Raw genomic sequence first — 23,972 nt, 5'->3', positions numbered from 1 at the left:
GTGGAACTGATCATGAGAGGGTGCACGTGGACCCGGGGAGCGTTCCCGGGAGTGGGCCCGGGGGAGAGGCGGTGACGACACGTGACCGAAGAAGGCGGCCGCGACTGGGTGTGCATGACCCCGGACGACTTCGACCGCGAGGCACCGCCGCGCCCGGAGGTGGACACCCGCATCCCCGCCGAGGTCGACGAGTGCGGTACGGCGCCCCTCTTCGGTGAGGACCCGGCGCCGGACCGGACGAGGGCGAACCGGCCTGCTGCGCGCCCCGCTCAACAGGTCACGCAGGGACGGCTGTTCTGAGACCTGCCCGTCGCCGTCGCGGCGCCGGTGCACTCAGTCGGCGCTCCCGCGAGCCGAGCCCGACTCCCGACCACCGCAGCGGGCCGCCGAAGCACCGGTCCTGGGTGCCGAAGCCGGCGCTTTCACCGCCTGCCGCCCAGTGGGGCGTTGCGCGGGAAGAGCGCTTCCGGTGGCGGAGGTGCGCGCGCCCTGGAAGCAACCGGCCCTCCGCCGAGCGTGGGTGTCAGCCGGGCTCGACGGGGAGCCACAGCTCGCAGGTGGCGGTGCCGAAGTCGTCCGCGTGGTCGAGGATCGAGACGATCGACGGACCCGGCCGCAGCCGCCAGGGGTTGGAGGGGAACCACTCGGTCGCTGTCGCCGCCCAGGTCGTCTGCAGGGCCTGCGGATGCGGTCCGCCGGTCCGGAAGACGGCCCACCTGCCGGCTGTCACCTCGATGGCGTCGAGCCCGTCGGGAACCTGGGTGTCCCGGTCGACGGCGACTCCGTGCAGGTAGGTCAGTTCGGTGCCCTCCCGGCCGTCGGGGTCGACGTCGTCGCTGATCTGCAGCAAGCCTCCCGGTTCGGCGTTGCCGAGGGCCTTCAGCCGCTGATGCTCCTCCTTCGGCAGTGCGGCGATGTGCTCCTGGATGCCGGGGTTGATGCCCCGGTGGACAAGCGGAACACGGACGGCGTGTCCGACCAGCCGGAATGCGGGGCGGTCGACGAGACGGGTCTCCATGGGAGTACTCCCTTCGACGGTCAGGCGGAACCTGAGCTGCGGTTGGGTGCGCAAGGGGCCTCCGTCGCGGCGCACGTCTCCGGGGCCGGCACCGTGGATTGCCCGGAACGCCCGTCCGAACGCCTCACTCGAGCCGTAGCCGTACCGGACGGCGATGGTCAGCAGGTCCCCCTCTCCCCGCACCACGTCGGCGGCGGCCAGCGTCATGCGCCGCCTCCGCACGTACTCCGACAGCGGCATGCCGGCGAGGGACGAGAACATCCGGCGCAGGTGGTACTCGGTCGTGCCGAGCGCCCCGGCCAGCCGGTCGACGTCGAGCTCCTCGGAGAGGTGCTCCTCGACGAGATCGACGAGCCGGTTGAGTGCCGAGATCATGAGGCCTCCTTTCGGCACCCACCTTGGCAGCGCACACGGTGACCGCGCCTGATCGCAGAGGACGGGTTCGATCGGCTGCCCGAGCGAGCCGCGGGCGGGTCAGCCCTCCCGGGCGCGCAGCGGTGCGCCGACGCTCCTGAGATGCCGCAGGGCCACGCGGTACGACTCGATCAGCCGCGCTTGCTGGTAGGGGACGCCCAGCTCGGCGCAGTACCGCTCCGTGATGCGCTGCGCCTCGGCCAGGGCCGGTGTCGGCATGCTGGGGAAGAGGTGGTGCTCGATCTGGTAGTTGAGCCCGCCCATGAAGACGTCGATCAGGGCGCCGCCCCGGACGTTGCGTGACGTGAGCACCTGGCGGCGCAGGAAGTCCAGCCGGGTGCCCTCCTCGATCATCGGCATGCCCTTGTGATTGGGCGCGAACACCGATCCGAGATAGACACCGAAAAGCCCCTGGTGCACAGCGAGGAAAACCAGGGCCTTGACGGGGGAGAGCACGGCGAAAATCCCACCGAAATACACCACGAAATGGGCGACGAGCAGAGATCCCTCCAGTACCGGCTTCTTCATCGACGGGCTCTTGAGAGCCCGGAAGCTGCTGAAACTCAGATTGAGCCCCTCAAGCGTGAGAAGCGGGAAGAAGAGCGCGGCCTGATACTTCCCGACGAAGCCCGGCAAGCCTTTCGCCCGGCGCGCCTGCCGCCGCGACCACACGAGGATGTCCGGCGACACGTCCGGATCCTTCCCCTCATGGTTCGGATTCGCGTGGTGCCGGGTGTGCTTGTTCATCCACCAGCCGTAGCTCATGCCCAGCAGGAGGTCGGCCACGAGCAGCCCGCCCGCCTCGCTGGGCCGGCGGCGCGAGAAGACCTGCCGGTGGGCGAGGTCGTGGGCGGCCAGTCCCAGCTGCCCGAAGACCACGGCCAGGGCCACGGCGACGATCAGCTGGGCCCAGCTGTCTCCCAGCGCCACGAATGCGCTTGTGCACCCCGCGAGCGCGGCGGCGACCAGACCGAAACGGACCGAATAGTACAGCGGGCGTCGCCGAAGAAGCCCGGCCTCGGTGATCCGCCGCGAAAGCTCCGAGAAGTCGCTCCCGCCCTGCTGTCCGCCCCGACCGGCGGCCGCCGACGGATCGACGGGAAGAACCATGGAATGCGTCATGCGATCAGTGTCGGAGCCATTTCCCGGCGACAGAATGGCGTGCGCCCCCAGAAAAAGGTGTAGGTAGCACCACCCTCGATCTTGGGGCAGGCCGCAGCACAGCCCGTCCTCCCCGCAGGCCGAGGAGCCCTGCCGGCCCTTGGGCGGATCAGAGGGATGCCAGCCAGGCCGCCGTGTCATCGGGGTGGCGGAAGCGGAGGGTGTCGAGAGGGGCGAATCGGTCATCGCGGACACGGCGCTCGACTTCGCGGCGGCGGGCTCCGTGTTGCGACCAGGCCCACCAGGCCGGGTGCTCCCGGCTCAGCCAGCCCGCCCAGGTTTCCCTGTTGCCGCCGAAGAGGACCTCGCGTGTGACGGTGCGCCGGAAGGACCGACGCAGAACGCGGGGAATGATGACGCGTCTGGAGTAGTCCAGCCACATCACGGTGTCGGCCCGGTCCCACAGCAGGTCACGGACTTCCGGACAACCGAGCGAGTCGATGATCCAATGAGGCTCGGCGGTGAGCCTTGATACATCTTCGGTCAACTTGTTGTTGATGGCCCAGTCGGGGCCGTTGAAGTACAACGCGTCCATCTCGTGGTAGGGCAAGCCCAGACGACTGCTCAAGATGTGGGCGAGCGTGGATTTGCCCACACCGGTGACACCCACCACCAAGATCCGTTCCACGGGTGCACCCTATCCCGGAGCCCTGTGAGGAACGCTCCCGTACAACGACGTCTCAAGGCCCTGCCCCGCCCGGCCGCCCCTACGTGGTGAGTCCGTCCTCTACGTGGTGAGTCCGTCCTCCGGGCGGCCGAACAGGATCCTGGCGTTGTCGTTCAACCGGGCGAAGCCCTCGACCAGCTGGGCGGCGACCCGCCACCCCGACCGTTGCGCGGACGGCTCGAACTCCCAGCGGTGGAAGGCGAGTCCGGTGAACTCCTCGCTCACCGGTGCGGCGGGCTCCCGGCGCCGGAGGAAGAACCACAGGACCGTCCTGGCGCTCCAGCGGCCGTCGGGCAGTGGCCAGGGGTCGGAGATCTGCCGGATCTCGTGCGACTCGTCGAAGAACTCCGAGCGCGCCTCGATGAACTCGCTCAAACCGTCAGGCCCGCGCCACACAAGACCGTCCACGAACCCGGTGCGGAAGTCGGGGGTGAGGATGTCCTCGAGCATGACCTCGGCCGTGGCGTGGCTTTGGAGAGCGACGAAGTAGCGCTCGATGGTGTCCACCATCACCGGCGTCAACAAGGTCTGCGGCACGGTCGGCCTCCCGGCGCGGCGGGCGGAACCCTTTCATGCTCGGGCCGCAGGGCCGCAGCCGCAACCCGGCCCCACACGGCCGCCACCGCGGGTTGCGGCCGACTGCACCACGTGACCGGGAGAGGACAGGGTCCGAGGTGACCGCGGCGGCTCCGCGTCTCCGGGGCGCTGCCCTGCGGCGACGGCGAACCGCAGACGCGGGCGTCGGCGAACGTCGATAGGCTGCGGCGGTGCGCACCGTCGAGTTGTTGCCGGATGAGGCCGAGGAGCGAGAGGTCCGGGAGGCCTGGCGACGGCTCGCGGACGCGGGCCTGCCCAGTCAGGCACGCCACCGCTCACCGACCAACCGTCCGCACCTCACCCTGGCCACCTGCCCGGAGCTGACCGCCTCGATCCGGTGGGAGCTCACCGAGGTGGCCGCCGCACTGCCGCTGCTCGCGCGGTGCACCGGCCTCGTCCGCTTCGAACGGCCCACCTCGGTGCTGGCCTGGGCGCTCGACCTCGATGCCGCTCTGGCCGCACTGCATCGCCGCGTGTGGGAGGCAGTGGCCGCGGACAGTCCCGCCGATACGCTCAACCCCTTCCACGAACCCGGGCGGTGGGCTCCGCACATCACCCTCGGTCGCACCCGGCGGGCCGGCGCCTTCGCCGACCGGCGGATCCCCGAACTGCTGCCCGCCCCGCCCCCGTCGTTCCGGCTCACCGTCCTGCGCAGCTTCGACACCGAGACCGGCGCCCTGGAGATGCTGCAACCCCGTGTCTGAGCCGCTGCCCGCAGGCTGCTGGTAGGCATGGGGCATGGAGACCGCCCGCGCAACGACCGACCTGCCCTTCGACGCCGTCCTGTGTGACGTCGACGGAGTGCTCCGCTTCTACGACACCGCCGAGGTGACGCGGCTGGAGGTTGCTGCGGGCCTGCCGGAGGGCACCACGGAGGCCATCGGCTTCGCCCCGGAGAACGACCTGCCGCTTCTGCTCGGGCAGATCACCAGGGAGCAGTGGGCGCAGTCGATCGCGGCGGGCCTCGCGTCCCGGGTGCCGATGAGCGTGGCGCGTCAGTTGGCCAAGGCCTTCACGGAAGCGGGCTTCTGGGCGGACACGACCGTCGTACGGCTCCTCCGTCAGGTGCGCGGGTTCTGCCCCGTTGTACTCGTCACCAATGCGACGGTGTGGCTCGACGAGGACTTGGCGCTGCTGGGACTCGCCGACCTGGCGGACAGCGTGATCAACAGTTCGCTGGTCGGTGTCGCCAAGCCGGACCGGCGGATCTACGAGTTGGCGGCGGAGAAGGCCGGCGCTCGCCTCGACCGCTGCCTCTTCGTCGACGACCGGCAGGAGAACGTGGATGCGGCGCGTGAGCTCGGGATGACAGCCGTGCGGTACAGCACCGCCGGCGACCTTGAGACGGCCCTCACCGGCCTGTTCAGCCGGTGAGCGGTCTGGACGTCGACCGGTTGGAGACTGACCGGCCTGTTCGAGACATGCAGGGTGCGGGGCCGAGCAGACGTACGCGCAGGACGTCGGCAGCCGGCAGGGCCATGGTCACCACGGCCACCCCAGCACCACTGCCACCGCCAACGCGCCCACCAGCGAGTCGATCCGGTCCAGCAGTCCTCCGGCTCCCGCCAGCCACCGACCGGAGTCCTTGACGCCCGCACCGCGCTTGACGAGTGACTCGAGCAAGTCGCCGGCCGGGCCGCCCACGGCCACCGCGATCGCCGCCTGCCAACTCCACGCCGACAGCAGGGCGAGTACGGCGAGACCCGCCGCCGCACCGCACAGCGTGCCGCTCCACCGCTTGGCCGGGGACAGCCGGGACAACCGGGGCCCACCCAACCGCTGCCCGGCGAAGTACGCGACCACGTCGGCGATCGACACCGCGGCGAAGAGCGCCAGGCCGAGCGCGCCCAGGGGTGCCAAGGCGGCCAGCACCCCCAGCCAGAGCAGGCCGAGCAGACCCGTGCCGAGCCGCCGCAGTCCGTCGTCCGCGTCGCCACTCACCAGGAGCACGACGACCAGGGCCAGCGCCCCGGCACCGGCCACCCGGCCCACCTGGTCCGGCGCCCACGCCGCGGTGACGATCAACGCTGTCACGCCCGACGCCAGCACCGCCCGGTCGGGCCGGGGGAGTCGGGCCAGCGCCCCGAACTCCAGCACCGCCACCAGCGCGACCACGGCGGCGAGGAGGGCGATGCCGGGCCGCCCCCACCAGAACGCGGCGGTCACCACCGGCACACCCACCGCCCACGCACACCACCGGGTGACCAACTCCCGTCGCCGCGAGGCCCCCACCGCCACACCGCTCACCAGCAGGGCACCACCCAGCCAGGGCGCCAGCGCTGCCACCGACGTCACTGCGCCGCTCCTGTGGCCGTCAACGTGCTAGTAGCTGCGTGCAGTTGGCTGAGGGCGGCGCGACAGGCGTCCACGATGCGGGCGTTCTCAGCGGTGTCGCGGACCGCGATACGCACGGTGCGGCCCTCGTACGCCGGCGACAGGGGCGACAGGTCGCGCAGATACACACCCTGCAGCCGGCACTGCGCGACCAGGGACGCGGCGCTCGGTCCGCCGGGCGGCAGGGTGACCGTGAGGAAGTTGGCCACCGACTCCTCGACCGTCACGGAGGCGTCCACCGCGGCCAGTTCTCCGGCGAGCTCCGCACGCAGCTCGTGCGTGCGCCGCAGCCGGCCGGCGTAGTAGCCCGGGTCGCGCAGCGCCGCCACCGCCGCGAGCTGGGCGGGCAGGCTCATCGCCCACGGCGGCGTCCACCGGCGCAGCTCCGCCGCCGTGCCCGGCTCGGCCACCAGGTACGCGGCCCGCACCCCGGACAGGGCGTACGTCTTCGACATCGAGGTGCAGACCACCACACGCGGATCCCGCGCGGCGAACGAGGCGAGTGACTCGGCGGCACCGACATAGCCGAGGTACGTCTCGTCGATCCACCAGCGCGTCCGGGAGGGCGCGGCGGCGATCACCGCGGCCAGCTCGGCGGCCGGTGCGTGGCGGCCGGTCGGGTTGTTCGGGTTCACCACCACCACGAGGTCGTACGAGCCGTCCGCGACGACCGCCGACAGCCGCACCGGGTCGATGCGCCAGCCCTCCTCGCGCCGCAGCCGGAACCGGTCCACACGGCAGCCGATGACCCGCTCCGTGACATGGGCGTACTCGCCGTACCCGGGATCCATCAGCAGGACCCGGCCGGCCGGGGTCAGCCACCGGCCGAAGGCGCGGAAGATCAGGTCGGAGGAGCCCGAGCCGACGGCAAGGGTCTCCGGGGGCAGGCCGCGGACGGCGGCCAGCTCCGCGAGCACGCCCTCCGCGCCGGTCGGGGGAGAGGTGCGCGCGATCCACCCGGCGTCCTCCCTGAGCACGGCGTGCGCGCCGGGGGCCGGGGGGAACCACGCGTCGAGCACGTCGGCGGTGACCACCTCGCGACGGCGGTCGAGCGTACGGAAGTCCGCGCCGATCGCGGTGAACGAGGCACCACCGTGCTCGCACCCGTCGGGCCCGGTCGCGAACGGAACGTCCAGCCGCCAGTCGACGCCGCCCGCCAGCCGCGCGAGGGCCGGCGCGTGCCGGCCCGCCGCGTACCGGGACAGCTCCGTGACGTCCGCGGTCAGCACCTCGAAGTCGACGGCGCCGCTGCGCACGGTACGGCCGACGGGGCGCAGGCCCGCCGCCCGGTACATGCCGATCAGGTCGGAGCGGCCCATCGCCACCACCCGCCGACCGCCCCGGGAGGCGATCCAGCGGAGCGCCGCGTACATCAGCGCGGCGCCCGCCGCACCGGACCGGGCATCCGGCTCGACCGTGAGCAGCCGCACCTCGAAGACGTCCGCCTCGTCCAGGAGGGGAAGTTCGGACCGGGTCAGGTACTTGTCCAGCCCGTACCGTCCCACCCACGGCGGCGTCACGCTCACGAACCCGACACGGTCCGCGTCCCGCGCCGCGACCAGGTAGACGTTCTCACCGTCCAGCCCGTCGACCAGCCGCCCCTCGGCGTTCGGCGCGTGCTGGCCGAGCTCCTGCGCATAGACGCGGTGGCGGAGTTCGTGGATCCACGGCATGTCGTCGACGCCGGCGGAGCGCAGGGTGAGAGGACGGCTCATCAAAACCTCTTCGCACGAGGGAGTCAGGGCGGTCCAGTGTGACGGCGCTCGACCCTTGAGGAGCAGGGGAGGACAGCTCGGACGGCCTGAGTACGCGTACTCAGGCGCTCACCCTTCCGGCACCACCTCTCCGGCAGCCCTGGCGAAGCAGCTGTGCTTGAGCAGTTGGTCGTTTCTCGTCACCGCGTCGCCTTTCGCCGTGACGCCGTGACCAGTTCCGCGACCGTGCCCAGCTTCTTGCGCGGTCTGCCGTCCGGTTCGCCGCGCAGACGTTCGGCCCGGTCGATGGCCGCCATGCCCCGGGCGTCGACGAGACGCGGCACCCGGCGGCGGGCCAGGCGTGCGAAGGACCTGGCCGGGTGGGCAGGTTCGGTGAGGACGCCCGCGACGGCGTCGGCGAGCAGGCTGCTCACCGTTTCGGCGGCGCACGCCCGGTTGGCACCGATCCCGCCCGACGAACCGCGCTTGATCCATCCCACGACGTACGTGCCCGGCAGCCCCGTGACCCGGCCCGCGTCGTGCGGCACGGTCCCGGTGGCCTCGTCGAACGGCAGCCCTGGTACCGGCGTCCCCCGATAACCGATGGCCCGCAGCACGGACGCGGCGGGCACCAGGGTGTCCCCGCTTCCGCCGGTGACCCGCACGGCACGTACGCTCGCCTCGTCGCCCGCCACGATCTCCGTCGGCGCGGAGTGGAACCGCAGCACGATACGGCGGCCCGCCCCGGGCGCCTGTGACCAGTCCACCTTCTCCCGCCGCACGGTCCGCAGCACCGCGGCGGTCTCCTGCGGCCCGGCCGCCTCGATCGCGCCGGCGATGCGCGGATCGTGGTCGTCGACGACCAGGTCCACCCCGGGCAGGTGCGTCAGGGCGAGCAGTTCCGGCCGCGTGCAGGCGGCGTCCTGCGGGCCGCGGCGGCCCAGGACGACCACCTCACGGACGGCGGCGTCGCGCAGAGCCCGCAGTGCGTGGTCGGCGATGTCGGTGCCGACGAGCCTCTCCGGGTCGGTGACCAGGATGCGGGCCACGTCGAGGGCGACATTGCCGTTGCCCACCACGACGACGCGCTCGGCGGACAGGTCGACCGCGTCGGGGGCGACGTCGGGGTGGGCGTTGTACCAGGCGACGAACGTCGTGGCGGACACGCTGCCCGCCAGGTCCTCACCGGGTATGCCGAGCCGGCGATCGGCGGACGCTCCCACCGCGTACACCACCGCGTCGTGATGCGCGGCGAGCTCCTCGGCCGACACGTGTTCCCCGACTTCCAGCCCCAGCAGCATCCGTACCCGCGGGTGGGCGTGGAAGCGTGCGAAGGTGTCGCCGATCTTCTTGGTCGCGGGATGGTCGGGGGCGACGCCGAACCGCACCAGGCCGCCCGCGACCGGCAGCCGGTCGACGAGAGTGACCTCGGCGTCGGTGTGCAGGAGCAGGTCCTGAGCGGTGTACATGCCGGCGGGTCCCGTGCCGACGACGGCGACCCGCAGCGGCCGGAAGTCCGCCGGCAGGTTCCGGTCGAAGGTGGGCCGGTCCCAGACGTGGAAGTTCGGGCTGCCGTCGGGCCGTTCGGGTGCCGGCGCGTCGGCGAAGTAGGCGGCGTTGATGTCGGCGTACGCCCGCTGCGGGCCGGTCAGCTGGTCGACCGGGACGACGGCGTCCACCGGGCACGCGTCGGCGCACGCGCCGCAGTCGATGCAGGCCCTGGGGTCGACGTACAGCATCTCGGTGCTGCCGAACGCCCGCTCCTGCGGTGTGGGATGGATGCAGTTGACCGGGCAGACGGCGACGCAGGTGGCGTCGGCGCAGCAGGTCTGGGTGATCGCGTAGGTCATGGGGTCCGCTCTGCTCGGCAGCGCTGCCGGTGGGTCGGTCAGATCAGGTGGGCACGCCGGTAGAACGCCAGGGCCGGCTTGGTCAGCAGCCGCGCCGAGGCCAGGAACTCCATCAGGCCGGCGCAGCTGGAGCGCATCATCGCCTTGTGGTGCTCGTTGCCGCGCGCCTCGGCGAGTGCCCGCTCGGGGTCGAGCCCGGCGTTGGCGTAGACGGACTCGTTCACCATGCTCGTGACGATGACGTACGCCGCCACGGCGATCACGAACGCGTGGAGGTGCCGGCGGACCCGGCCCGCCTTCGCCAGGTGCTGCCGCGTCTCCTCGCGGGCGAACTTCATGTGGCGGGACTCCTCCACCACATGGATGTTGTTGATGGTCCTGACGAACGGCACGACCCGCTCGTCCCGCATCCAGTCGCGCTGCATGACGTCGAGGACCTCCTCGGCGACGAGGATGGCCGCGTAAGCGGCTTCGCCGAACGCCAACGTCTTGAAGGCCCGGCCCAGTTCGACCGCCAGGCGGCGGGGCCGGTAGGCCGGCGCCCCGAGCTTCTCGGCGCCGCGGGCGAACATGATCGAGTGCCGGCACTCGTCCGCGATCTCGGTCAGCGCCCACTGGACCGTGTCGTCGGTCGGGTCCTTGGCGTAGATGTCCCGGAGGATCAGCTGCTGGAGGATCATCTCGAACCAGATGCCCGTGCTGGCCACGGAGGCGGCTTCCTGCCGGGTCAGCTCCTTGCGCTGCGCCTCGGACAGTTCGTCCCAGTACGAAGTCCCGTACAGCGTGCTCCATTCCGGGCTGGCGCCGTGGAAGTCCTTGTCGAGCGGGGTCTCCCAGTCCACCTCGGTCACGGGGTCGTAGGAGAGTTTCGCGGCCGAGTCCAGCAGTCGGCCGGCGACTCCACCGGCCTGGGTGTCGCGCTCCGCTCGCGGCTGGGCCGTGCTGCTTGCCATGCTCTCAACTCCTCGGTCTCGAGTGACGGACCGCATCCGTCCGTTGCGCATGTCATCGGGGTTCTACCGGGGCGGTCCCGGGGCCCGGAGGGTCTCCGCGGGGTGGGCGGAGCCGCCGCCGGACAGGACGCGGCCCTGGGGCGGCGTGCGGCACGGGTCACCGCTCGGGCCCCTCTTGTTAGACGGAATGTATAACAAGGAACCCAGCCGGGCCTACCCCTCAGTAAGAAGTGCTTCTTCCGGAAGACGCCGCCGCTCCGGCGGCTCCTCGCCGTCGCCGCGTGCTACACCGGCACCGAAGCTCTGGACTTGCTCAAGCGGTGCCGCAGGTCGCCCCCAGGCCGGGCATACTGCGGGCAATCCGGGCGCGGCCCGGCGTAAGGGGGACGCTGTGTTGATCGCATTCTTGGTGGTGGGCGGGTTCGCCCTGGTGGTCGTCACGCTCGTGACCTGGTGGGTGCGCCGGGCGTGGCGCCGCGCCTGGAACGACCTGAGTGCACGGGCAACCGCACACGGTGCGGGCGGCGCGGCGGGGCGCCGCGCGGGGACGGCCGGCAGCGCTTACGGCGTCGGCGGCGGTGGGTCCGGCGCGTCGGCGGTGCACCACCACGGCAGCGGGGTCGACGACTCGTCCTGGTGGACGGCAGGCGGCGACAGCTCCTCCAGCGGCTGCTCGGGCAGCGGCTCCTCGTCCTGCGGCAGCAGTTCCTCGTCCTGTGGGAGCAGCTCGTCCTCGTGCGGCAGCAGTTCCTCGTCCTGCAGCAGCTCCTGCTGACGGATCCGCCCGCACCCGGCGGCGACGGACCCGCCTGGTGCATCGAGGCGGCCGAGGGGCAGACCCGGGAGCGGTGGCAGGTGCTCAGCGCGCTGTCCGGCCGGCCGATGACCGCCCCGCAGGCCGTCCGGCGGCTCGGCGTCTCCCGGCAGGCCGTCCAGCGGGTTGACGGGCGACGGCTCGGCCTTGCCATCACGGCATGCGTGCGGCCGGTGCGAACAGGCCCTCCGGGTCGTAGGCCGCGCGCGTGCGCTCCAGCCGCTCCTCGTGGGAGCCGAACACCGCGCCCCGCAGCTCGCCGGCGTCCTCCGCGAGACCGGCGAAGTTGACGTACGTCCCCCCGCTCGAGAACGGCTTCATCGCCTCCCAGGCCGAGCGCGCCCATGCGATCGCCGCCTCGTCCATCGCCGGATCCTGCCAGCCCGCGTCGATGCTGACGTTGAAGCGGGCGGACCGGTGCGCGAACGCGCTGTCGTCCGGGTCCACGTCGGCCACAGCGCCGCCGAGCGTGCGCACGACGATCAGGCTCTCGGGTGTCGGCCGCCGGGAGTCCCAGTCGAGCAGCGTCCGGATCGCCTCGTCCGTCAGCTCCTCCATGAAGTGCGACTTCATGAAGTAGCGCTCGCCGTCGGGGAACCGCCAGGTGTTCGCGCCCTGCAGCATGACGTACGGCAGGGAACCGCTCAAATCCAACAGGGGCGGCCCCAGTTGTCGCTGAGGGGCCAGCGCGGCGGTGGCGCCGTCGCCCGGGGGCCCGCCGTACACGGCGCCGACCATCACGCAGTTCACACGGTGCAGCTCCGGCGGGATCGCGGGGTCGGCGGGAACGCTCCACAGCAGCAGTTCGGGTGTGACCGTCCTCGGCGCGGCGTACGTGGCGTCGCGCCAGGCCCGCAGCACCTGCTCGGCGTGCTCGTACGGGTGGAGGACCAGCACTCCGGCCACTTCCGGGCCGAGTGCGTGGAGGCCGAACTCGAAGGACGTCACGACGCCCAGGCCTCGTCCTCCGCCGCGCGAGGCCCAGAAGAGGTCGGGCTCTTGCTCCCGGTCCACGGTGCGCACCCTGCCGTCCGCCGTCACGATCTCCAGCGAGCGCACGCTGTCGCAGCTCAGTCCGAACGTCCGCATCACGAAGCCGAAGCCGCCGCCGAGCGTGAGACCCGCGATCCCGGTCGCCGAGATCTCCCCGCCGGGCGTGATCAGTCCGTGCACCTGCGTCTCACGATCCAAGTCCCCCCAGGTCACGCCCGCTTGGGCGCGTGCCGTGCGGGTCGTCGGATCGACGTGCACGCCTTTCATGCCGGACAGGTCGATCACCAGGCCGTCGTCGCACACGGCGCTCCCGGCGACCTGGTGCCCACCGCCGCGGATGCTCACGACCGGTCGGTGGTCGCGTGCGGCCGCCACCGCTTCGACGACGTCGGCCGTCCCGGAGCACCGGGCCACCACCGCAGGCCGACGGTCGATCAACCCGTTCCACACGGCGCGCGCCTCGTCGTAACCGGGGTGGGCGCGATCGATCACCTCACCGTGCAGCGAGGAGCGGAGCCGCTCGGTCAGTGCGTGCTCATGTGTCTGTGCCTGTGGCTCTGCCTGTGCCTGTGTTTGTGCCGGTGTCTGTGCCTCTGCCTGCCCGCTCGCCATGGGTCTCACCTCTCCCGGTGCGAGCTGCCCGTCTCCCAACCTAAGCCGGGGTGGAGACGGGCGCATCGCGGCGGGACGGTGTTGATCCGCCCTGCCTGACCTCGGGCGACGGCGTCACACCCCGACTCCCATCGACAAGCAGCGGCCGACATCTCCCGGACCGGCGTCGCTGCCGACCATGCGGAGCGGTGCCTGGCGATGACCGAGGGGCTTTCGGGAGCACGCCGATCACAGCACAGCACGCGCTCTACCTGGTCCTGGACGAAATGATCAGCGCCTTGAGCCTGAAGCGGTCTTCGCACCCTCGAACGGGTCAGCCGGGCGAACCCGTGAGGGCGGTGCGTGCCAGGCCGCGCAGCCAGGTGTGTGCGGGGTCCGTGTCGTACCGCTGGTGCCACGACAGGTAGACGCGTGCCCGGGGCAGGTCGAGGGGCAAGGGGATCAGCGCCAGACCGAGGCGGGCGGCCACCGCGCGGGTCGTGGACTCCGGGGCCGTGAGGAGGAGGTCGGAGCCCTGTACGAACGCGAACGCGGCCGCCTCGGTCGGTGCGCTCACCACCACGCGGCGTGCCAGGCCGAGCTGTGCCAGAGCGCCGTCGAGGGCGTTGGTCAGCCGTCCGCGCCGGGAGACGGTGATGTGCTCGGCGGCGGCGTAGGCGGCGGCGGTGACGGACTTCCGGCGGGCGAAGGGGTGTTCCGCTCGCACGACGAGGACATGACCGGTGTCGGCGACCTGCTCCGCGCGGATGTCGGAAGCACTCGGGCGGTTCGCGTTCGCCTCCAGGTCGACCTCGCCGCGACGCAGCTCGGGGGTGTCGGTACTCGATTCCGCGAGGAACCGCAGTCGCACGCCGGGCGCCTGCTCCCGCACGGCCGCGAGGAGCGCCGGGCCGCTCACGGCGACCAGTGCGTCGTGCCAGCGGAGGGTGAAGGTGCGCTCCAACGTGCGGAGGTCCAGTTCCCGGCTCGGCGCCAGGACGCCGTGCACCTGCTGCAGCAGCTCATGGACCTGTTCCCGGACGGCGATCGCGTACGGCGTCGGAGTCATCGTGCGCCCCGTGCGCACCAGGATCTGATCCCCCGTCGCGCGCCGCAGCCGACCGAGGCTCCGGCTCATGGCGGGCGCGGTGACATGCAGGCGGTCGGCGGCCGCCGTCACACTGCCTTCCTCCAGCAGGGCATCGAGCGCGGTGAGCAGATTCAGGTCCAGTTGCATGACAGTCATCCTAGCCGTGCATCACATGCACTTGCTGTTAATGATCCGGCTCCCTACCTTCGACGTGCGGGCATCAAGCACACGTGCAGCGCCCGAGTCGACGCCTACACCCCCCAGTTCTCGACGGGAGTACCGCCATGCCCGAACCGACGGACCAGAGCACCGGTAGCGCCTCCACCCCCCTCGCATCGGATGAGGACCTGCTCGCCCGGACCGTGCTCGCGGTGAACGCTGCGGGCTCGGCCCTGCGCGAGCGCTTCGGCGACGTCGTCCCCTACGACACCCGCGAGGAGCTGATGCGGGCACTCGCCGCCAACGACAAGGCGGCCCTGGACATACTGCGCCCCCGTCTGGCGGAGGTGCGCCCGGTCGCGGGCTGGGTCGAGGACAAACTCGCAGGCGGGGCCCTCCCGAACGGCGAGTGGTGGATCGTTGATCCGGCCGAGGGCAACGTCAATCACCTGCACGCCCTGCCGGACTGGGCAGTCACGGCGACCCTCGTACGCGACAACCAACCGGTGCTCACCGCCGTGCACCTGCCGCTGACCGGTGAGACCTACACCGCGCTCGCGGGCGGCGGAGCCCACGTGAACGGCCGGCCGCTCCGCGTTGCCCTCACAGCGAACCTCACCCTCGCGCTGGTGGCCACGAGCCAGGCAAGGCCCGACGAAGACGAGAATGTCGTGCGCCGTATCGGCGATTCGATCACCGCGATGCTCTTCGACGCGCTCGTCGTACGTACGTCGGTGCCCGCCACACTCCACCTGCTGAACGTGGCCGCCGGACGGATCGACGCCTTCTGGCAGTTTGCCGGGGCCCGCGCGGACCTGCTGCCCGGGGCGCTGCTGGTCGCCGAGGCCGGCGGACGGATCTCCGACGCCGAAGGCCGCCCCTGGACGCCCGGCAGCGACAGTTTCCTGGCCGCCGCACCGGGCGTACACGCGGAAGCCGTCACCACGCTCTCGAAGTAGCCGTTCACGACCACCGTGAGCACAGCAGCGGAAGGACAGATCCTCATGACCACGATCGGCATACTGGGAAACGGCCGCGTCGGCGGCAGCCTGGCCACGGCGCTCACCCGCGCCGGGCACCAGGTCGGCGTGGCGGACCGCTCGCCGGGCTCCGCCGCCGATGTCGCCCTGAGTGCTCGCCTCGTCATCAACGCCACACCGGGCGCCGGCTCGCTGGAACGCCTCTCGGCGCTGCGCGAGGAGTTGCAGGGCAAAATCCTCGTCGATGTCTCCAACGCCACCACCGACGGACCGGACGGACTGCCGACCGACCTGATCTACCCCGGCTCGAGCCTCGCCGAGCATCTCCAGGAAGCGCTCCCCGGCACGCACGTCGTCAAGACGCTCAACACGATGCTGTTCACGGTGATGACCTCACCCGCGACGCTCGCGCAGGCGCCGACAGTGTTTCTTTCCGGTGACGAACCGGGAGCCAAACGCGTGGTGCGAGGGCTCCTGGGGGACCTGGGATGGCGCGACGCGTGGATCACCGACCTGGGTGGCATCGAGACGGCGCGGGCTGCGGAGGCGGCGGTCCTGTTCGTGCCGCACGTGATCCGTTCCACCGGGTTCACGCCCTTCGCCGTCTCCATCGCCCGCTGACCTGCTCCGGATGGCCGGGTGGCCGGACGGCCGGGTGGCGCACGGCGGTGAAGGCGCCAGGTCGAGGCGGGTCGACGTCACCGCATCGAGGGGAGCCGACGGGTGGCGCACTCCGCGGGCTCAGTGCTCGCAGAGGGAGAATTCGCGTTCGTAGAGCTGCTCGTTGTGCTCGGCGACGAAGAACTTGCGCTCCTGCATGAGTTCCTCGCGGTATCGCTTGGCGTCGTCGAGCGTCATGGTGGAGGTGGCGGACCACGGTTGCTGCGGGGGAACGTCGGACGTCGAAACGATTCGTCGCAACGGATCCACGAGGAAGAACGCGAGGATCTTGCGGTGACCCGGCCGCGCGGGATCCTCCAGGCGGAACGATCCCACCCGGTGCTGCAGGATGTTGGGGAAGGCCAGGCAGCGGCCCGCCGGAGTCGCGGCCGATCCGAGCACCTGGTTCAGCGCGTCCTCGTCCTCCAGGCCGTAGACCTCGCGCAGGCCGTCGTCGTCGTTCTGCTCGTAGTCCGGGTCGTCGAGTGCCGTGCGGAAACTCAGCCGGCTCTCGGTGATGTTGTCGCTGTCCCAGTAGTAGATGCCGGTCGACACGATCCGCTCGTTCAGCATGCCCTCGACGTGCCAGGAACCACCGGGGTACTCAGGGTTCTCGGGCGTGAGGTGAACGGTGGCGAGTTTGACGATGACCTGGAGGCCGCGGCCGCGCAGGTCGACCCGGGCCGAGGGCTCCGGCGGCTCGGGGGGCGTGAACGCGGGGGCGTCCGGGACGACCGGGCGGCGGTTCTCCCACCAGTCGTCAAGGGCCTGCTCCCACGCTCGACAGGCCTCCGAGTAGGCCGCCTCGTCGCTGAAGTCGTCCTTGTGGGGATACATCGGCTTCGATTCGTACCATCCGTACGGATCGGCCTCGATCCGCAGGGGTCGCGGCTGGCGCAGGTCGGTGAGCACGTTCTCCCAGAGCGGGCGCATGCGCGCGACCAGGTCCGGCAGGACGGCGGCCAGTTCCCCGTGCTTCTCGGGATGGACGTTGTTGACGTACGAACGGAAGGTGACCTGTCCGTCGTCACTGACGTCGACGTCCGTGGGAAGCCATTGGAAGCGTTCCGAGAATTCGTGCTGCGAGTAGCGGTCCGTCGGGTTCTGCCAAGCCTCTTCGGGTGCGCCGCTGACTCCCCTGACCAGGCAGAACAGCGAAGGATGCACCAGATCGAGAACCTGGCCGGCGGATCCCGGATGCCAGTCCAGCTCTGCCTCGGGCACCTCTTCGAGCACCTTGACGGCATCCCGCAACCGCGACCTGAGGGCGTCGTCGACCAAGGCGTCCGACTGCCACACTCCGTCCACGGCGGAGACTTCGATGCCGCTTCGCTCGTCGCGCAGCGCGGCGTAGTGCGCGAGTTCGGCCATGACGTAGCGGACCTGCGCTTCGGTCAGACCCTGGGCGACCGCTTCCCGCGTCCACTTCGCGACGATGCCGGGATCGGTCATCTTGTCGAACCACCCCGGCTTCGCCCGTATGTGTGCGCTGCACTCCATCATCTGCAGCTCCCGCACGGTCCGGGGCGTGGCGAACGGCAGGGAACGGGACGCGTGAAAGGGCAGCGCGAACGCGGACGAGCTGGTCAAGTGCCTTGATCCTTCGAGTCGGTGTGCGGTGGCGGGAAGGATACGTCAGCTCACTGACACCGCCGGGCGAAGGACCGCTTCGGCCTGAAAAGTTGAACGCGTTCAAATCGTCTGCGAAGATGGACCGGCCAGGGTGCGCCGCACCCGGCAGGGGAGGGACGAGTGCCATGACGAGTTCGCTGCTGACGCCGAAGAGACGCGTCCCCGTCGACGCCGCACCGGACGCCATGGGGAGTACGGCTCCGACGGCCGTACTCGACTGGACCGACGACCGTGTCGCGACCCTGGTCCGCAGCATCGGCGCTGCGGGGGTTCTCGAAGATCGAGAAGTCGGCTCCCGGGCCGGTGAACGACTCGACACCCTCCGGCGGGCCCACCGGGCGATCACGAGCGCGGTGCGCCCGGTCTACTCCGTGCAGGACGAGCGACCGGTGTCCGAGGTGCTGCGCCGGGGCCGCGGTTCGTGCAGCCAGCGGCTCGCGGTGCTGGAGGCGGTGGCCAGGGCGAGCGGCATCGCCACCCGGGTCCGGGGCCTGCTGCTGGACGGAGCGTTCTGGTACCCGCGCTTCCCGCGCATGCGGCAGATCGTGCCCGACTGCGTGGTGCTGGCTTGGCCGGAGTTCCTCGTCGAGGCGGAGGCCGAGGCGGCCACGCACGGCAGGTGTGAGGGCGGCCAGGTACGCGAGCGCTGGTTGACGGCGTCCGAGATCTTCGGTGACCTGAACCGGTTGAGTCGAGAGGCAGGCGGCGGATTCAGCAACAGCGGATCGGAGACGCTGTTCGAGGCACTGTCGCGAACAGCGCTCGACTGGGACGGAGTCACCGTCTGCCCGACCGCGACGATCACCGAGGACGCCGCAACTGTGGGCACCGGCACGGGGACCGGCGAGCGCGTCGACGCGAGAACCTGCGACCTGTCGTCCTACGTCGTCGCGGATCTCGGCCGCTTCGGTTCCCGCGACGAGCTCTTCGCGCGATACGGCCAGACCCTCTGCCCGGCGGCCAGGGTGCTGGCCGAACCGATTCTGGGACGCTGGGCCGCGGGAGCTCGTACCGGAGTGCCGAAGGAGCAGTAGAGGCCCGCCACCTCATCCGCACGGAGCTTGCGGATGGGGGAGTCGCAGGACTCCGTCCACCGTGCGTCCGGTCCGTGCCTCCTGGGCGAGCACGGCCAGCCGCTGCAACAGGCTGTGCCCCTCGCACAGTACGGTCTCGTGCCCGCCGTAGGACTGCAGGTTGAGCACGGCGGCCTCGACGTGGCGGATCTCGCTGACGAGCATCGGGACACCCTCAGCGCCGGAGGCGAGTGCGGCGCCGGCGCGGGCGTAGAGGACGGGGAGCACCTCCGCCCCGCTGGCGTTGCGGATCGTCCGGGCGTCCGCGTCGCCGGCCGACTCCAAACGCTCCCTGGCGTGCTCGATCACCCGGGTCAGCATCCGGTAGTCGGCGTGGGCCAGTTCGAACGCCCGCTGATCCGTCACTGCTCGTGGTGCGGGTGCAGACCTTCTTCGTCTCCGCCCCCAAGGCATAGCTGGCCCCCCATCCGATCAACCAAGGCGGTGCGTAGCGTCCTGCAGCGGATGGCGAGAACCACCGCTGCCGGTGGAGCCTCTCGATCGCGCCGGCCGGTGCCGGCGCCCGGCCCGTGCGGCAGCAGCGCGCGACGGCCCGGGACGGTAGGGCGCGCCCTCCCGAGCAGGGCCCCGACCGGTCATTCCGTGAAGGTCTTACGAAAGCAGAGCGACAGGAACGATCGTGAGTAACCACGCACACACTACTGCGCCGGGCGGGAAATCGCTTGCCACATGACATCTTTTCCCACGCCTGGAGAAAAGCCCAAGTACGGCCTGCCCTTTGAGGGCTGAGGAGTACGTCGAGCTCATGGAACGGGGGGGGGGCGCCCGGGCGAGTGGATCCCGCCCAGTGGGCGATGCCTGGTCTGCGACGATGGCGCCATGGACGAGGACGTCATTCCCGTTCTCCGCGTCGAGGACGCTGCGGCGGCGGTCGCCTGGTACGAGCGCCTGGGCTTCTCACGGCAGTGGGAACACCGCTTCGAGCCGGGACTGCCGGCGTTCGTCGAGGTGAGTCGGGGCGAGATGCGGTTGTTCCTGTCGGAGCACCTGGGCGACGCCCGCCCCGACACGTTGGTCTGTCTCCGGGTACGGGATGTGGACGCCGTCGCCCGCGAGTTCGGCGTACCGGTGGACGACGCCCCGTGGGCGCGTGAGATCGAACTGCGGGACCCCGACGGCAATCGGCTGCGGATCGGCACGCCCGTCGCATGAGGGCCCTCGCCGGCCGGGAGTCGAGAGCGTCCCGGCGGCGCGGCCCCGGCGAGGACCGCGCCGCGTGGTCGCTGCCCGTGCGCACGGGAAGGAAGATGCGCCGGCGGGACTCGTGCAGCCGCTAACCCTGCTTGATCGCGGAGATGTCGAACTCCAGGACGATCTTGTCGCCGACGAGTACGCCGCCGCCCTCCAGCGCCGCGTTCCAGGTCACGCCGAACTCCTTGCGCGAGATGGTCACCGAGCCCTCCAGGCCGACGCGCAGGTTGCCGAAGGGGTCGACGGCGTTGCCGGTGTACTCGAAGTCGATGGTGACCGGCTTGGTCACGTCCTTGATGGTGAGGTCGCCGGTGACCCGGTACTCGGCGTCGGACAGCTTCTCGACCCTGGTGGTGCGGAAGACGATGTCCGGGTGGTTCGGAGCGTCCAGGAAGTCGTTGGTGCGCAGGTGCTGGTCGCGCTGCTCGACGCCCGTGTCGATGCTCTGCGCCTTGATGACCACCTCCCCGCTGGAGCGGGTGGGATCGGCGCCGTCCAGATGGGCGGTGCCCTCGAACTCGTGGAAGGCGCCGCGCACCTTGGTGACCATGGCGTGGCGGGCGACGAAGCCGATCCGGGTGTGGGCCGGGTCGAGGACGTAGTCCCCGGTGAGCTCGGGGATCGGAACAGTCATGGTGAGGAACCTCCGTAGGGTCCGGATCCGACGGCGGGCCGACAGGATCATTGCCGACCCACGCTAGGGGCGACGGCGATTCCTGCTCCGCCCAACGCGCACAGCCGCGGACGAATGCACCCTGACCGGTGATCCCGGGGCGGTCGAGCGCCACGGGAGGGCCCGTAGGGTACGCACCATGACGCTGGAACTCGTTCAGGTGAACTTCAAGGCGGGGGACGACTCGGCGCTCGGCCGGTTCTGGGCCGAGGCGCTCGGCTGGGGGGCCTCGAGTGAAGGACCGGGGGTCACCAACCTGGAACCGGTGGGCTTCGACTGGCCGGACCCGTCCGCCGTCTGCGTCGATCTCGTCCGCGTTCCGGACCCGGAATCGGTGCGCTACCGCGTGCACCTGGAGCTCGCCACCGCCTCCGACACCCATCGGGCCGGGTTGATCGAGCGCCTCGGGGACCTCGGGGCGATGCCGGTCGGCGTGGGCCAGGGTGATGTGCCGTGGACGATGATGGCCGACCCCGAAGGCAACGTGTTCACCGTCCTGGAGCCCCGGGAGCTGTACCGGGACACCGGGCCCATAGCTGCGGTGGTCGTCGCCTGCGCCGATCCGCGGGCCATGGTCCGGTTCTGGGGCGAGGCGGTCGGCTGGACCGTCCACGAGCTGACCGACGACCGGGCCCTGCTGCGTTCCGCCCAGGGCGTCGGGCCGTTCCTGGAGTTCCGGCGGACGCCGGACGACAAGGTCGTGCGCAGCCGCATCCACCTCGATGTCATGTCCGACCCCGTCGGGGACCAGCTGAAGGAGGTCGCCCGGCTCGAACGCCTCGGCGCCACACGGGCCGACGTGGGTCAGGGAGACGTCTCCTGGATCGTCCTGGCCGACCCGGAGGGCAACGAGTTCTGCGTCCTGGGCCGGGGCTGACCAGGCGTTCCGCCGCTGACGGCCGAGGGCCCCGAACGCACCGAACGGCCCCGCTCGGGGCCGTCCGGCAGGGCGGTGCTGAGGACTCAGGGGTGGTCGGGCTGCTGCGCCGGAGGCACTCCGCCGCCCTCTCCTCCACCCTTGTCGCCCTTGTCGGTGCCGTGCGGGGTGCCGCCTCCACCGCCGCCCGACTGGGCCGCCTTCAACTGCTGACTGTCCTCGGGGGTGGCGGCTCCCTTGTCGTTGCGCCGAATCTCCGGCTGCTGCGGATTGGGCATGCCACGAACCTCCTCCTGGTGGTGCGAACTCCGGAGGACCGAGTGCCCAGGGAGCCGAGGGTGACGCACGGCGTCGTCGACGGATCGGGCCAAGGGGACGGTCGATCACCGGTTTCCGGTTGCCGGCCGCAGACCGGCCTCGTCCTCGTGTCAGGCGGTCAGTTCCCGCGTGACCTGGCGTGATGCCGTGACGCCTTGGCGCGGTTGCCGCACACGGCCATCGAGCACCAGCGACGCGTGCCGTTGCGCGACGTGTCGAAGAAGTGCAGTACGCAGGAGGGGTGCGCGCAGGCGCGGATCCGGTCCGGGGCGCGCAGCAGGTGCAGGTAGGAGTAGGCGGCGGTCCAGGCCGGGCCCCACGCGGGGTCCGGGAACCGCGTGACCTCGCCGGGCCCGTCGGCCGTCAGGGTGGGCCGTACGCAGCCGAACTCGAGGATCGCGTCCACACCGGACGCCCCCTGAGCGTCCCCGGGCCGGTCCACCGCCGACGCGATCGCGGCGCGGGCCGCCAGGAGGTGCTCGAGAGCCGCCTCGTCCGCGGTGAACCGCGCGTCGAGTGCATTGCTCGCCAGCCAGATCGCGAGCCCCCGGGTATCGGTGAGCAGGTCGTGCTCCACCCCGTCCTCCACCCAGCGGGTGTTCAGCAGATCCAGGGCGGTGGGTTCGCCCACGAGGGGGCGCGGATCGCGTGCGGTGGACGTACTCACTGACTCACCTTCTCACTCCGTCTAACCCCTCAATCGTACTTCAACGGTTGCACGCCCTCCGTCTAACCCTTAAAGTCTCGTTAAACGGTTAGCCGCAAAGGGCGGCTGCCGCGAGACGAGAGGGGTGTGTCCATGACGGTCGCCGAGGGACTCCGTACAGGGCATGTGGGCGTCAACGTCACGGACCTCGACCGGTCCCTGCGCTTCTACCGGGACGTCCTGGGCTTCGACGTCGTGAGGGAGAGCACGGAGGCGCACGGCGACGAGCGCTTCGCCTTCCTCGCGCGCGGCGGCCGGCTCGTTCTCACGCTCTGGCAGCAGGCCGGGGACGGCTACGAGCCCGGTCGCGCCGGTCTGCACCACCTGTCGTTCGAGGTCGACCACGTCGACGAGGTCCGGTCGCTGGAGGACTCGCTGCTCCGCCACGGGGCCCGCTTCGCGCACGACGGCGTGGTCGCCCACGACGAAGGCGCGTCCTCCGGCGGGATCTTCTTCTACGACCCCGACGGCGTCCGGCTGGAGATCTACGCCCCGACCGGCGTGGACCACACCTCCGCGCCCAGCGCCGAGACGCCGACCTGCGGCTTCTTCTGAGCCTGCGGTCGCACTCCCGGCCCCGGACCCACCCACAGGAGGAGATCGTGGACACCTACCGCCCCGGCTCGCGTCAGGTGCAGCAATGGCTCGGCCTCACCGAGGTCGCGGATCATGTCGGCCGGTCGATCGGGTCCGGCATCAAGCCGGTGGCCGCCGCGTTCCTCGAACTGCAACCGATGCTCGTCATCGGTGCGGCCGACGAGAACGGCGAGGTCTGGGCGTCGCTCCTGACCGGCCCGGCAGGTTTCGTACGGGCCACCGGGCCCACGTCGGTCTCGGTGCTCGGGGAGCCTTCCGCCGGCGATCCGCTCGCCAAGGTCCTGGCGCAGGAGGGCACCGCCGTCGGGACCCTCGCCCTCGACCCGCGCACGCGCCGCCGCATGCGGCTCAACGGGACCGCTCGCCCCACGGCCCGCGGAATCGCCGTCGAAGCCCGCCAGGTCTTCGCGAACTGCCCCAAGCACATCCGCCGTCGCGACCTGCTGCACCCCGCCGCCTCCCGGGAGGAAACCGCGCCCGGCGCGCGGGGGAGCACCGCACTCACGCAGGAGCAGCGGGCGTTCGTCTCCGCCGCGGACACGTTCTTCATCGCCACGGTCTCCCCCGACGGGGCGGAGGCCAGTCACCGAGGCGGTGACGCCGGCTTCGTGCGCGCCGAGTCGGCCCATGAGATCGTCTGGCCGGACTATGCGGGCAACGCCATGTTCCTGACGCTCGGCAACCTCGTCACCGACTCCCGGGCCGGCCTGCTGTTCCTGGACTGGACGACCGGCAGGACCCTCCAGGTCACCGGCAGCGCGCGGATCGACTTCACCGAGGACGGGTCCCGGTGCGTCCGTTTCACCGTCGGCGCCGTGGTGGATTCCCCCCGGGCCACGGGCCTGCGCTGGAAGGACGCGTGACCTGCTCCAGGGTCTTGGTTCCGGCCGCGTCCGGGCACCCGGTCGT

At 71.2% G+C, this 23,972-nt stretch carries 26 protein-coding genes; 11 read left to right on the top strand and 15 right to left on the bottom strand.

Going from position 1 to position 23,972, the window contains the following annotated elements:
- Window positions 1–81 precede the first annotated feature (81 nt).
- Entirely contained in the window at window positions 82–300 is a 219-nt protein-coding gene (locus ACFYWG_RS01880; RefSeq protein WP_389198661.1) for a hypothetical protein, read from the top strand.
- Between the two features lie 223 nt (window positions 301–523).
- Here ACFYWG_RS01880 and ACFYWG_RS01875 read toward each other — a convergent pair whose 3' ends face one another.
- From ACFYWG_RS01875 to ACFYWG_RS01860, 4 genes are all read right to left on the bottom strand, one after another.
- On the bottom strand, window positions 524–1,393 hold the full coding sequence (locus ACFYWG_RS01875) for a GyrI-like domain-containing protein (RefSeq protein WP_389198659.1): 870 nt from the start codon (window positions 1,391–1,393) through the stop codon (window positions 524–526).
- 99 nt (window positions 1,394–1,492) lie between these two features.
- On the bottom strand, window positions 1,493–2,554 hold the full coding sequence (locus ACFYWG_RS01870; RefSeq protein WP_389198657.1) for a fatty acid desaturase family protein: 1,062 nt from the start codon (window positions 2,552–2,554) through the stop codon (window positions 1,493–1,495).
- Window positions 2,555–2,702: 148 nt separating this feature from the next.
- The gene (locus ACFYWG_RS01865; protein ID WP_389198655.1) at window positions 2,703–3,221 is read right to left on the bottom strand and encodes an adenylate kinase; all 519 of its coding nucleotides are present in this window, start codon (window positions 3,219–3,221) and stop codon (window positions 2,703–2,705) included.
- Between the two features lie 99 nt (window positions 3,222–3,320).
- Window positions 3,321–3,797, bottom strand: a complete 477-nt coding sequence (locus tag ACFYWG_RS01860) for a hypothetical protein (protein ID WP_389198653.1) — start codon at window positions 3,795–3,797, stop codon at window positions 3,321–3,323.
- 230 nt (window positions 3,798–4,027) lie between these two features.
- On the opposite strand from ACFYWG_RS01860, the gene ACFYWG_RS01855 reads away from it, so the two are divergent.
- Together ACFYWG_RS01855 and ACFYWG_RS01850 are read left to right on the top strand one after the other, a co-directional pair.
- On the top strand, window positions 4,028–4,561 hold the full coding sequence (locus ACFYWG_RS01855; protein ID WP_389198651.1) for a 2'-5' RNA ligase family protein: 534 nt from the start codon (window positions 4,028–4,030) through the stop codon (window positions 4,559–4,561).
- Between the two features lie 34 nt (window positions 4,562–4,595).
- Complete coding sequence (locus ACFYWG_RS01850; RefSeq protein WP_383505858.1) at window positions 4,596–5,231, top strand: HAD-IA family hydrolase; 636 nt, start codon at window positions 4,596–4,598, stop codon at window positions 5,229–5,231.
- 108 nt (window positions 5,232–5,339) lie between these two features.
- Here the strand turns inward: ACFYWG_RS01850 and ACFYWG_RS01845 are convergent, their stop codons facing one another.
- The 4 genes from ACFYWG_RS01845 to ACFYWG_RS01830 all read right to left on the bottom strand — a co-directional run bounded on the left by ACFYWG_RS01845 (window position 5,340) and on the right by ACFYWG_RS01830 (window position 10,688).
- Window positions 5,340–6,152 carry a phosphatidate cytidylyltransferase gene (locus tag ACFYWG_RS01845; RefSeq protein ID WP_385413665.1) on the bottom strand — a complete coding sequence of 271 codons (813 nt, stop codon included), beginning with the start codon at window positions 6,150–6,152 and terminating at the stop codon, window positions 5,340–5,342.
- Window positions 6,149–7,906, bottom strand: a complete 1,758-nt coding sequence (locus ACFYWG_RS01840) for an aminotransferase class I/II-fold pyridoxal phosphate-dependent enzyme (RefSeq protein ID WP_389198648.1) — start codon at window positions 7,904–7,906, stop codon at window positions 6,149–6,151. Before ACFYWG_RS01840 ends, ACFYWG_RS01845 begins: the two co-directional genes overlap by 4 nt.
- A gap of 179 nt (window positions 7,907–8,085) precedes the next feature.
- Window positions 8,086–9,735 carry an FAD-dependent oxidoreductase gene (locus ACFYWG_RS01835; RefSeq protein ID WP_389198646.1) on the bottom strand — a complete coding sequence of 550 codons (1,650 nt, stop codon included), beginning with the start codon at window positions 9,733–9,735 and terminating at the stop codon, window positions 8,086–8,088.
- Window positions 9,736–9,773: 38 nt separating this feature from the next.
- Window positions 9,774–10,688 carry a diiron oxygenase gene (locus ACFYWG_RS01830; RefSeq protein ID WP_385413656.1) on the bottom strand — a complete coding sequence of 305 codons (915 nt, stop codon included), beginning with the start codon at window positions 10,686–10,688 and terminating at the stop codon, window positions 9,774–9,776.
- A gap of 391 nt (window positions 10,689–11,079) precedes the next feature.
- Here ACFYWG_RS01830 and ACFYWG_RS01825 point away from each other — a divergent pair, with 391 nt between their 5' ends.
- Entirely contained in the window at window positions 11,080–11,463 is a 384-nt protein-coding gene (locus tag ACFYWG_RS01825) for a hypothetical protein (protein WP_389198644.1), read from the top strand.
- Window positions 11,464–11,655: 192 nt separating this feature from the next.
- On the opposite strand, the gene ACFYWG_RS01820 is transcribed toward ACFYWG_RS01825, so the two are convergent.
- Both ACFYWG_RS01820 and ACFYWG_RS01815 read right to left on the bottom strand, forming a co-directional pair.
- Window positions 11,656–12,987: an FAD-binding oxidoreductase gene (locus tag ACFYWG_RS01820; RefSeq protein ID WP_389198642.1), complete on the bottom strand. Its 1,332-nt coding sequence runs from the start codon at window positions 12,985–12,987 to the stop codon at window positions 11,656–11,658.
- A gap of 433 nt (window positions 12,988–13,420) precedes the next feature.
- On the bottom strand, window positions 13,421–14,323 hold the full coding sequence (locus tag ACFYWG_RS01815; protein WP_389198640.1) for a LysR family transcriptional regulator: 903 nt from the start codon (window positions 14,321–14,323) through the stop codon (window positions 13,421–13,423).
- A gap of 137 nt (window positions 14,324–14,460) precedes the next feature.
- Between ACFYWG_RS01815 and ACFYWG_RS01810 the strand changes: the two genes are divergently transcribed.
- The gene (locus ACFYWG_RS01810) at window positions 14,461–15,294 is read left to right on the top strand and encodes an inositol monophosphatase family protein (RefSeq protein ID WP_389198638.1); all 834 of its coding nucleotides are present in this window, start codon (window positions 14,461–14,463) and stop codon (window positions 15,292–15,294) included.
- Between the two features lie 45 nt (window positions 15,295–15,339).
- A complete protein-coding gene (locus ACFYWG_RS01805; protein ID WP_385413643.1) occupies window positions 15,340–15,936 on the top strand; it encodes an NADPH-dependent F420 reductase in 597 nt (198 codons plus the stop codon).
- A 120-nt stretch (window positions 15,937–16,056) separates the two neighbouring features.
- Here ACFYWG_RS01805 and ACFYWG_RS01800 read toward each other — a convergent pair whose 3' ends face one another.
- On the bottom strand, window positions 16,057–17,565 hold the full coding sequence (locus ACFYWG_RS01800) for a DUF4246 domain-containing protein (protein WP_389198635.1): 1,509 nt from the start codon (window positions 17,563–17,565) through the stop codon (window positions 16,057–16,059).
- A 167-nt stretch (window positions 17,566–17,732) separates the two neighbouring features.
- Here ACFYWG_RS01800 and ACFYWG_RS01795 point away from each other — a divergent pair, with 167 nt between their 5' ends.
- A complete protein-coding gene (locus tag ACFYWG_RS01795; protein WP_389198633.1) occupies window positions 17,733–18,641 on the top strand; it encodes a transglutaminase domain-containing protein in 909 nt (302 codons plus the stop codon).
- Between the two features lie 12 nt (window positions 18,642–18,653).
- On the opposite strand, the gene ACFYWG_RS01790 is transcribed toward ACFYWG_RS01795, so the two are convergent.
- Window positions 18,654–19,046 carry a hypothetical protein gene (locus ACFYWG_RS01790; protein WP_383505891.1) on the bottom strand — a complete coding sequence of 131 codons (393 nt, stop codon included), beginning with the start codon at window positions 19,044–19,046 and terminating at the stop codon, window positions 18,654–18,656.
- Between the two features lie 474 nt (window positions 19,047–19,520).
- Between ACFYWG_RS01790 and ACFYWG_RS01785 the strand changes: the two genes are divergently transcribed.
- On the top strand, window positions 19,521–19,853 hold the full coding sequence (locus ACFYWG_RS01785; protein ID WP_389198630.1) for a glyoxalase superfamily protein: 333 nt from the start codon (window positions 19,521–19,523) through the stop codon (window positions 19,851–19,853).
- 121 nt (window positions 19,854–19,974) lie between these two features.
- Here the strand turns inward: ACFYWG_RS01785 and ACFYWG_RS01780 are convergent, their stop codons facing one another.
- Window positions 19,975–20,526 (bottom strand): YceI family protein, encoded by a 552-nt coding sequence (locus ACFYWG_RS01780; RefSeq protein ID WP_385413633.1) that lies wholly within the window; start codon window positions 20,524–20,526, stop codon window positions 19,975–19,977.
- A gap of 178 nt (window positions 20,527–20,704) precedes the next feature.
- Here ACFYWG_RS01780 and ACFYWG_RS01775 point away from each other — a divergent pair, with 178 nt between their 5' ends.
- Window positions 20,705–21,442 carry a VOC family protein gene (locus ACFYWG_RS01775; RefSeq protein WP_389198627.1) on the top strand — a complete coding sequence of 246 codons (738 nt, stop codon included), beginning with the start codon at window positions 20,705–20,707 and terminating at the stop codon, window positions 21,440–21,442.
- Between the two features lie 86 nt (window positions 21,443–21,528).
- Here ACFYWG_RS01775 and ACFYWG_RS01770 read toward each other — a convergent pair whose 3' ends face one another.
- On the bottom strand, window positions 21,529–21,720 hold the full coding sequence (locus ACFYWG_RS01770) for a hypothetical protein (protein ID WP_376330829.1): 192 nt from the start codon (window positions 21,718–21,720) through the stop codon (window positions 21,529–21,531).
- A gap of 158 nt (window positions 21,721–21,878) precedes the next feature.
- Complete coding sequence (locus tag ACFYWG_RS01765) at window positions 21,879–22,427, bottom strand: CGNR zinc finger domain-containing protein (protein WP_383505901.1); 549 nt, start codon at window positions 22,425–22,427, stop codon at window positions 21,879–21,881.
- A 132-nt stretch (window positions 22,428–22,559) separates the two neighbouring features.
- Between ACFYWG_RS01765 and ACFYWG_RS01760 the strand changes: the two genes are divergently transcribed.
- Both ACFYWG_RS01760 and ACFYWG_RS01755 read left to right on the top strand, forming a co-directional pair.
- The gene (locus ACFYWG_RS01760; RefSeq protein ID WP_376330825.1) at window positions 22,560–23,021 is read left to right on the top strand and encodes a VOC family protein; all 462 of its coding nucleotides are present in this window, start codon (window positions 22,560–22,562) and stop codon (window positions 23,019–23,021) included.
- Between the two features lie 47 nt (window positions 23,022–23,068).
- The gene (locus tag ACFYWG_RS01755) at window positions 23,069–23,926 is read left to right on the top strand and encodes a pyridoxamine 5'-phosphate oxidase family protein (RefSeq protein ID WP_389198624.1); all 858 of its coding nucleotides are present in this window, start codon (window positions 23,069–23,071) and stop codon (window positions 23,924–23,926) included.
- Window positions 23,927–23,972 lie beyond the last annotated feature (46 nt).

The organism is Streptomyces sp. NPDC003456, from assembly GCF_042878735.1.
GTDB lineage: Bacteria > Actinomycetota > Actinomycetes > Streptomycetales > Streptomycetaceae > Streptomyces.
This window is presented reverse-complemented; position numbering and strand designations above follow the sequence as displayed.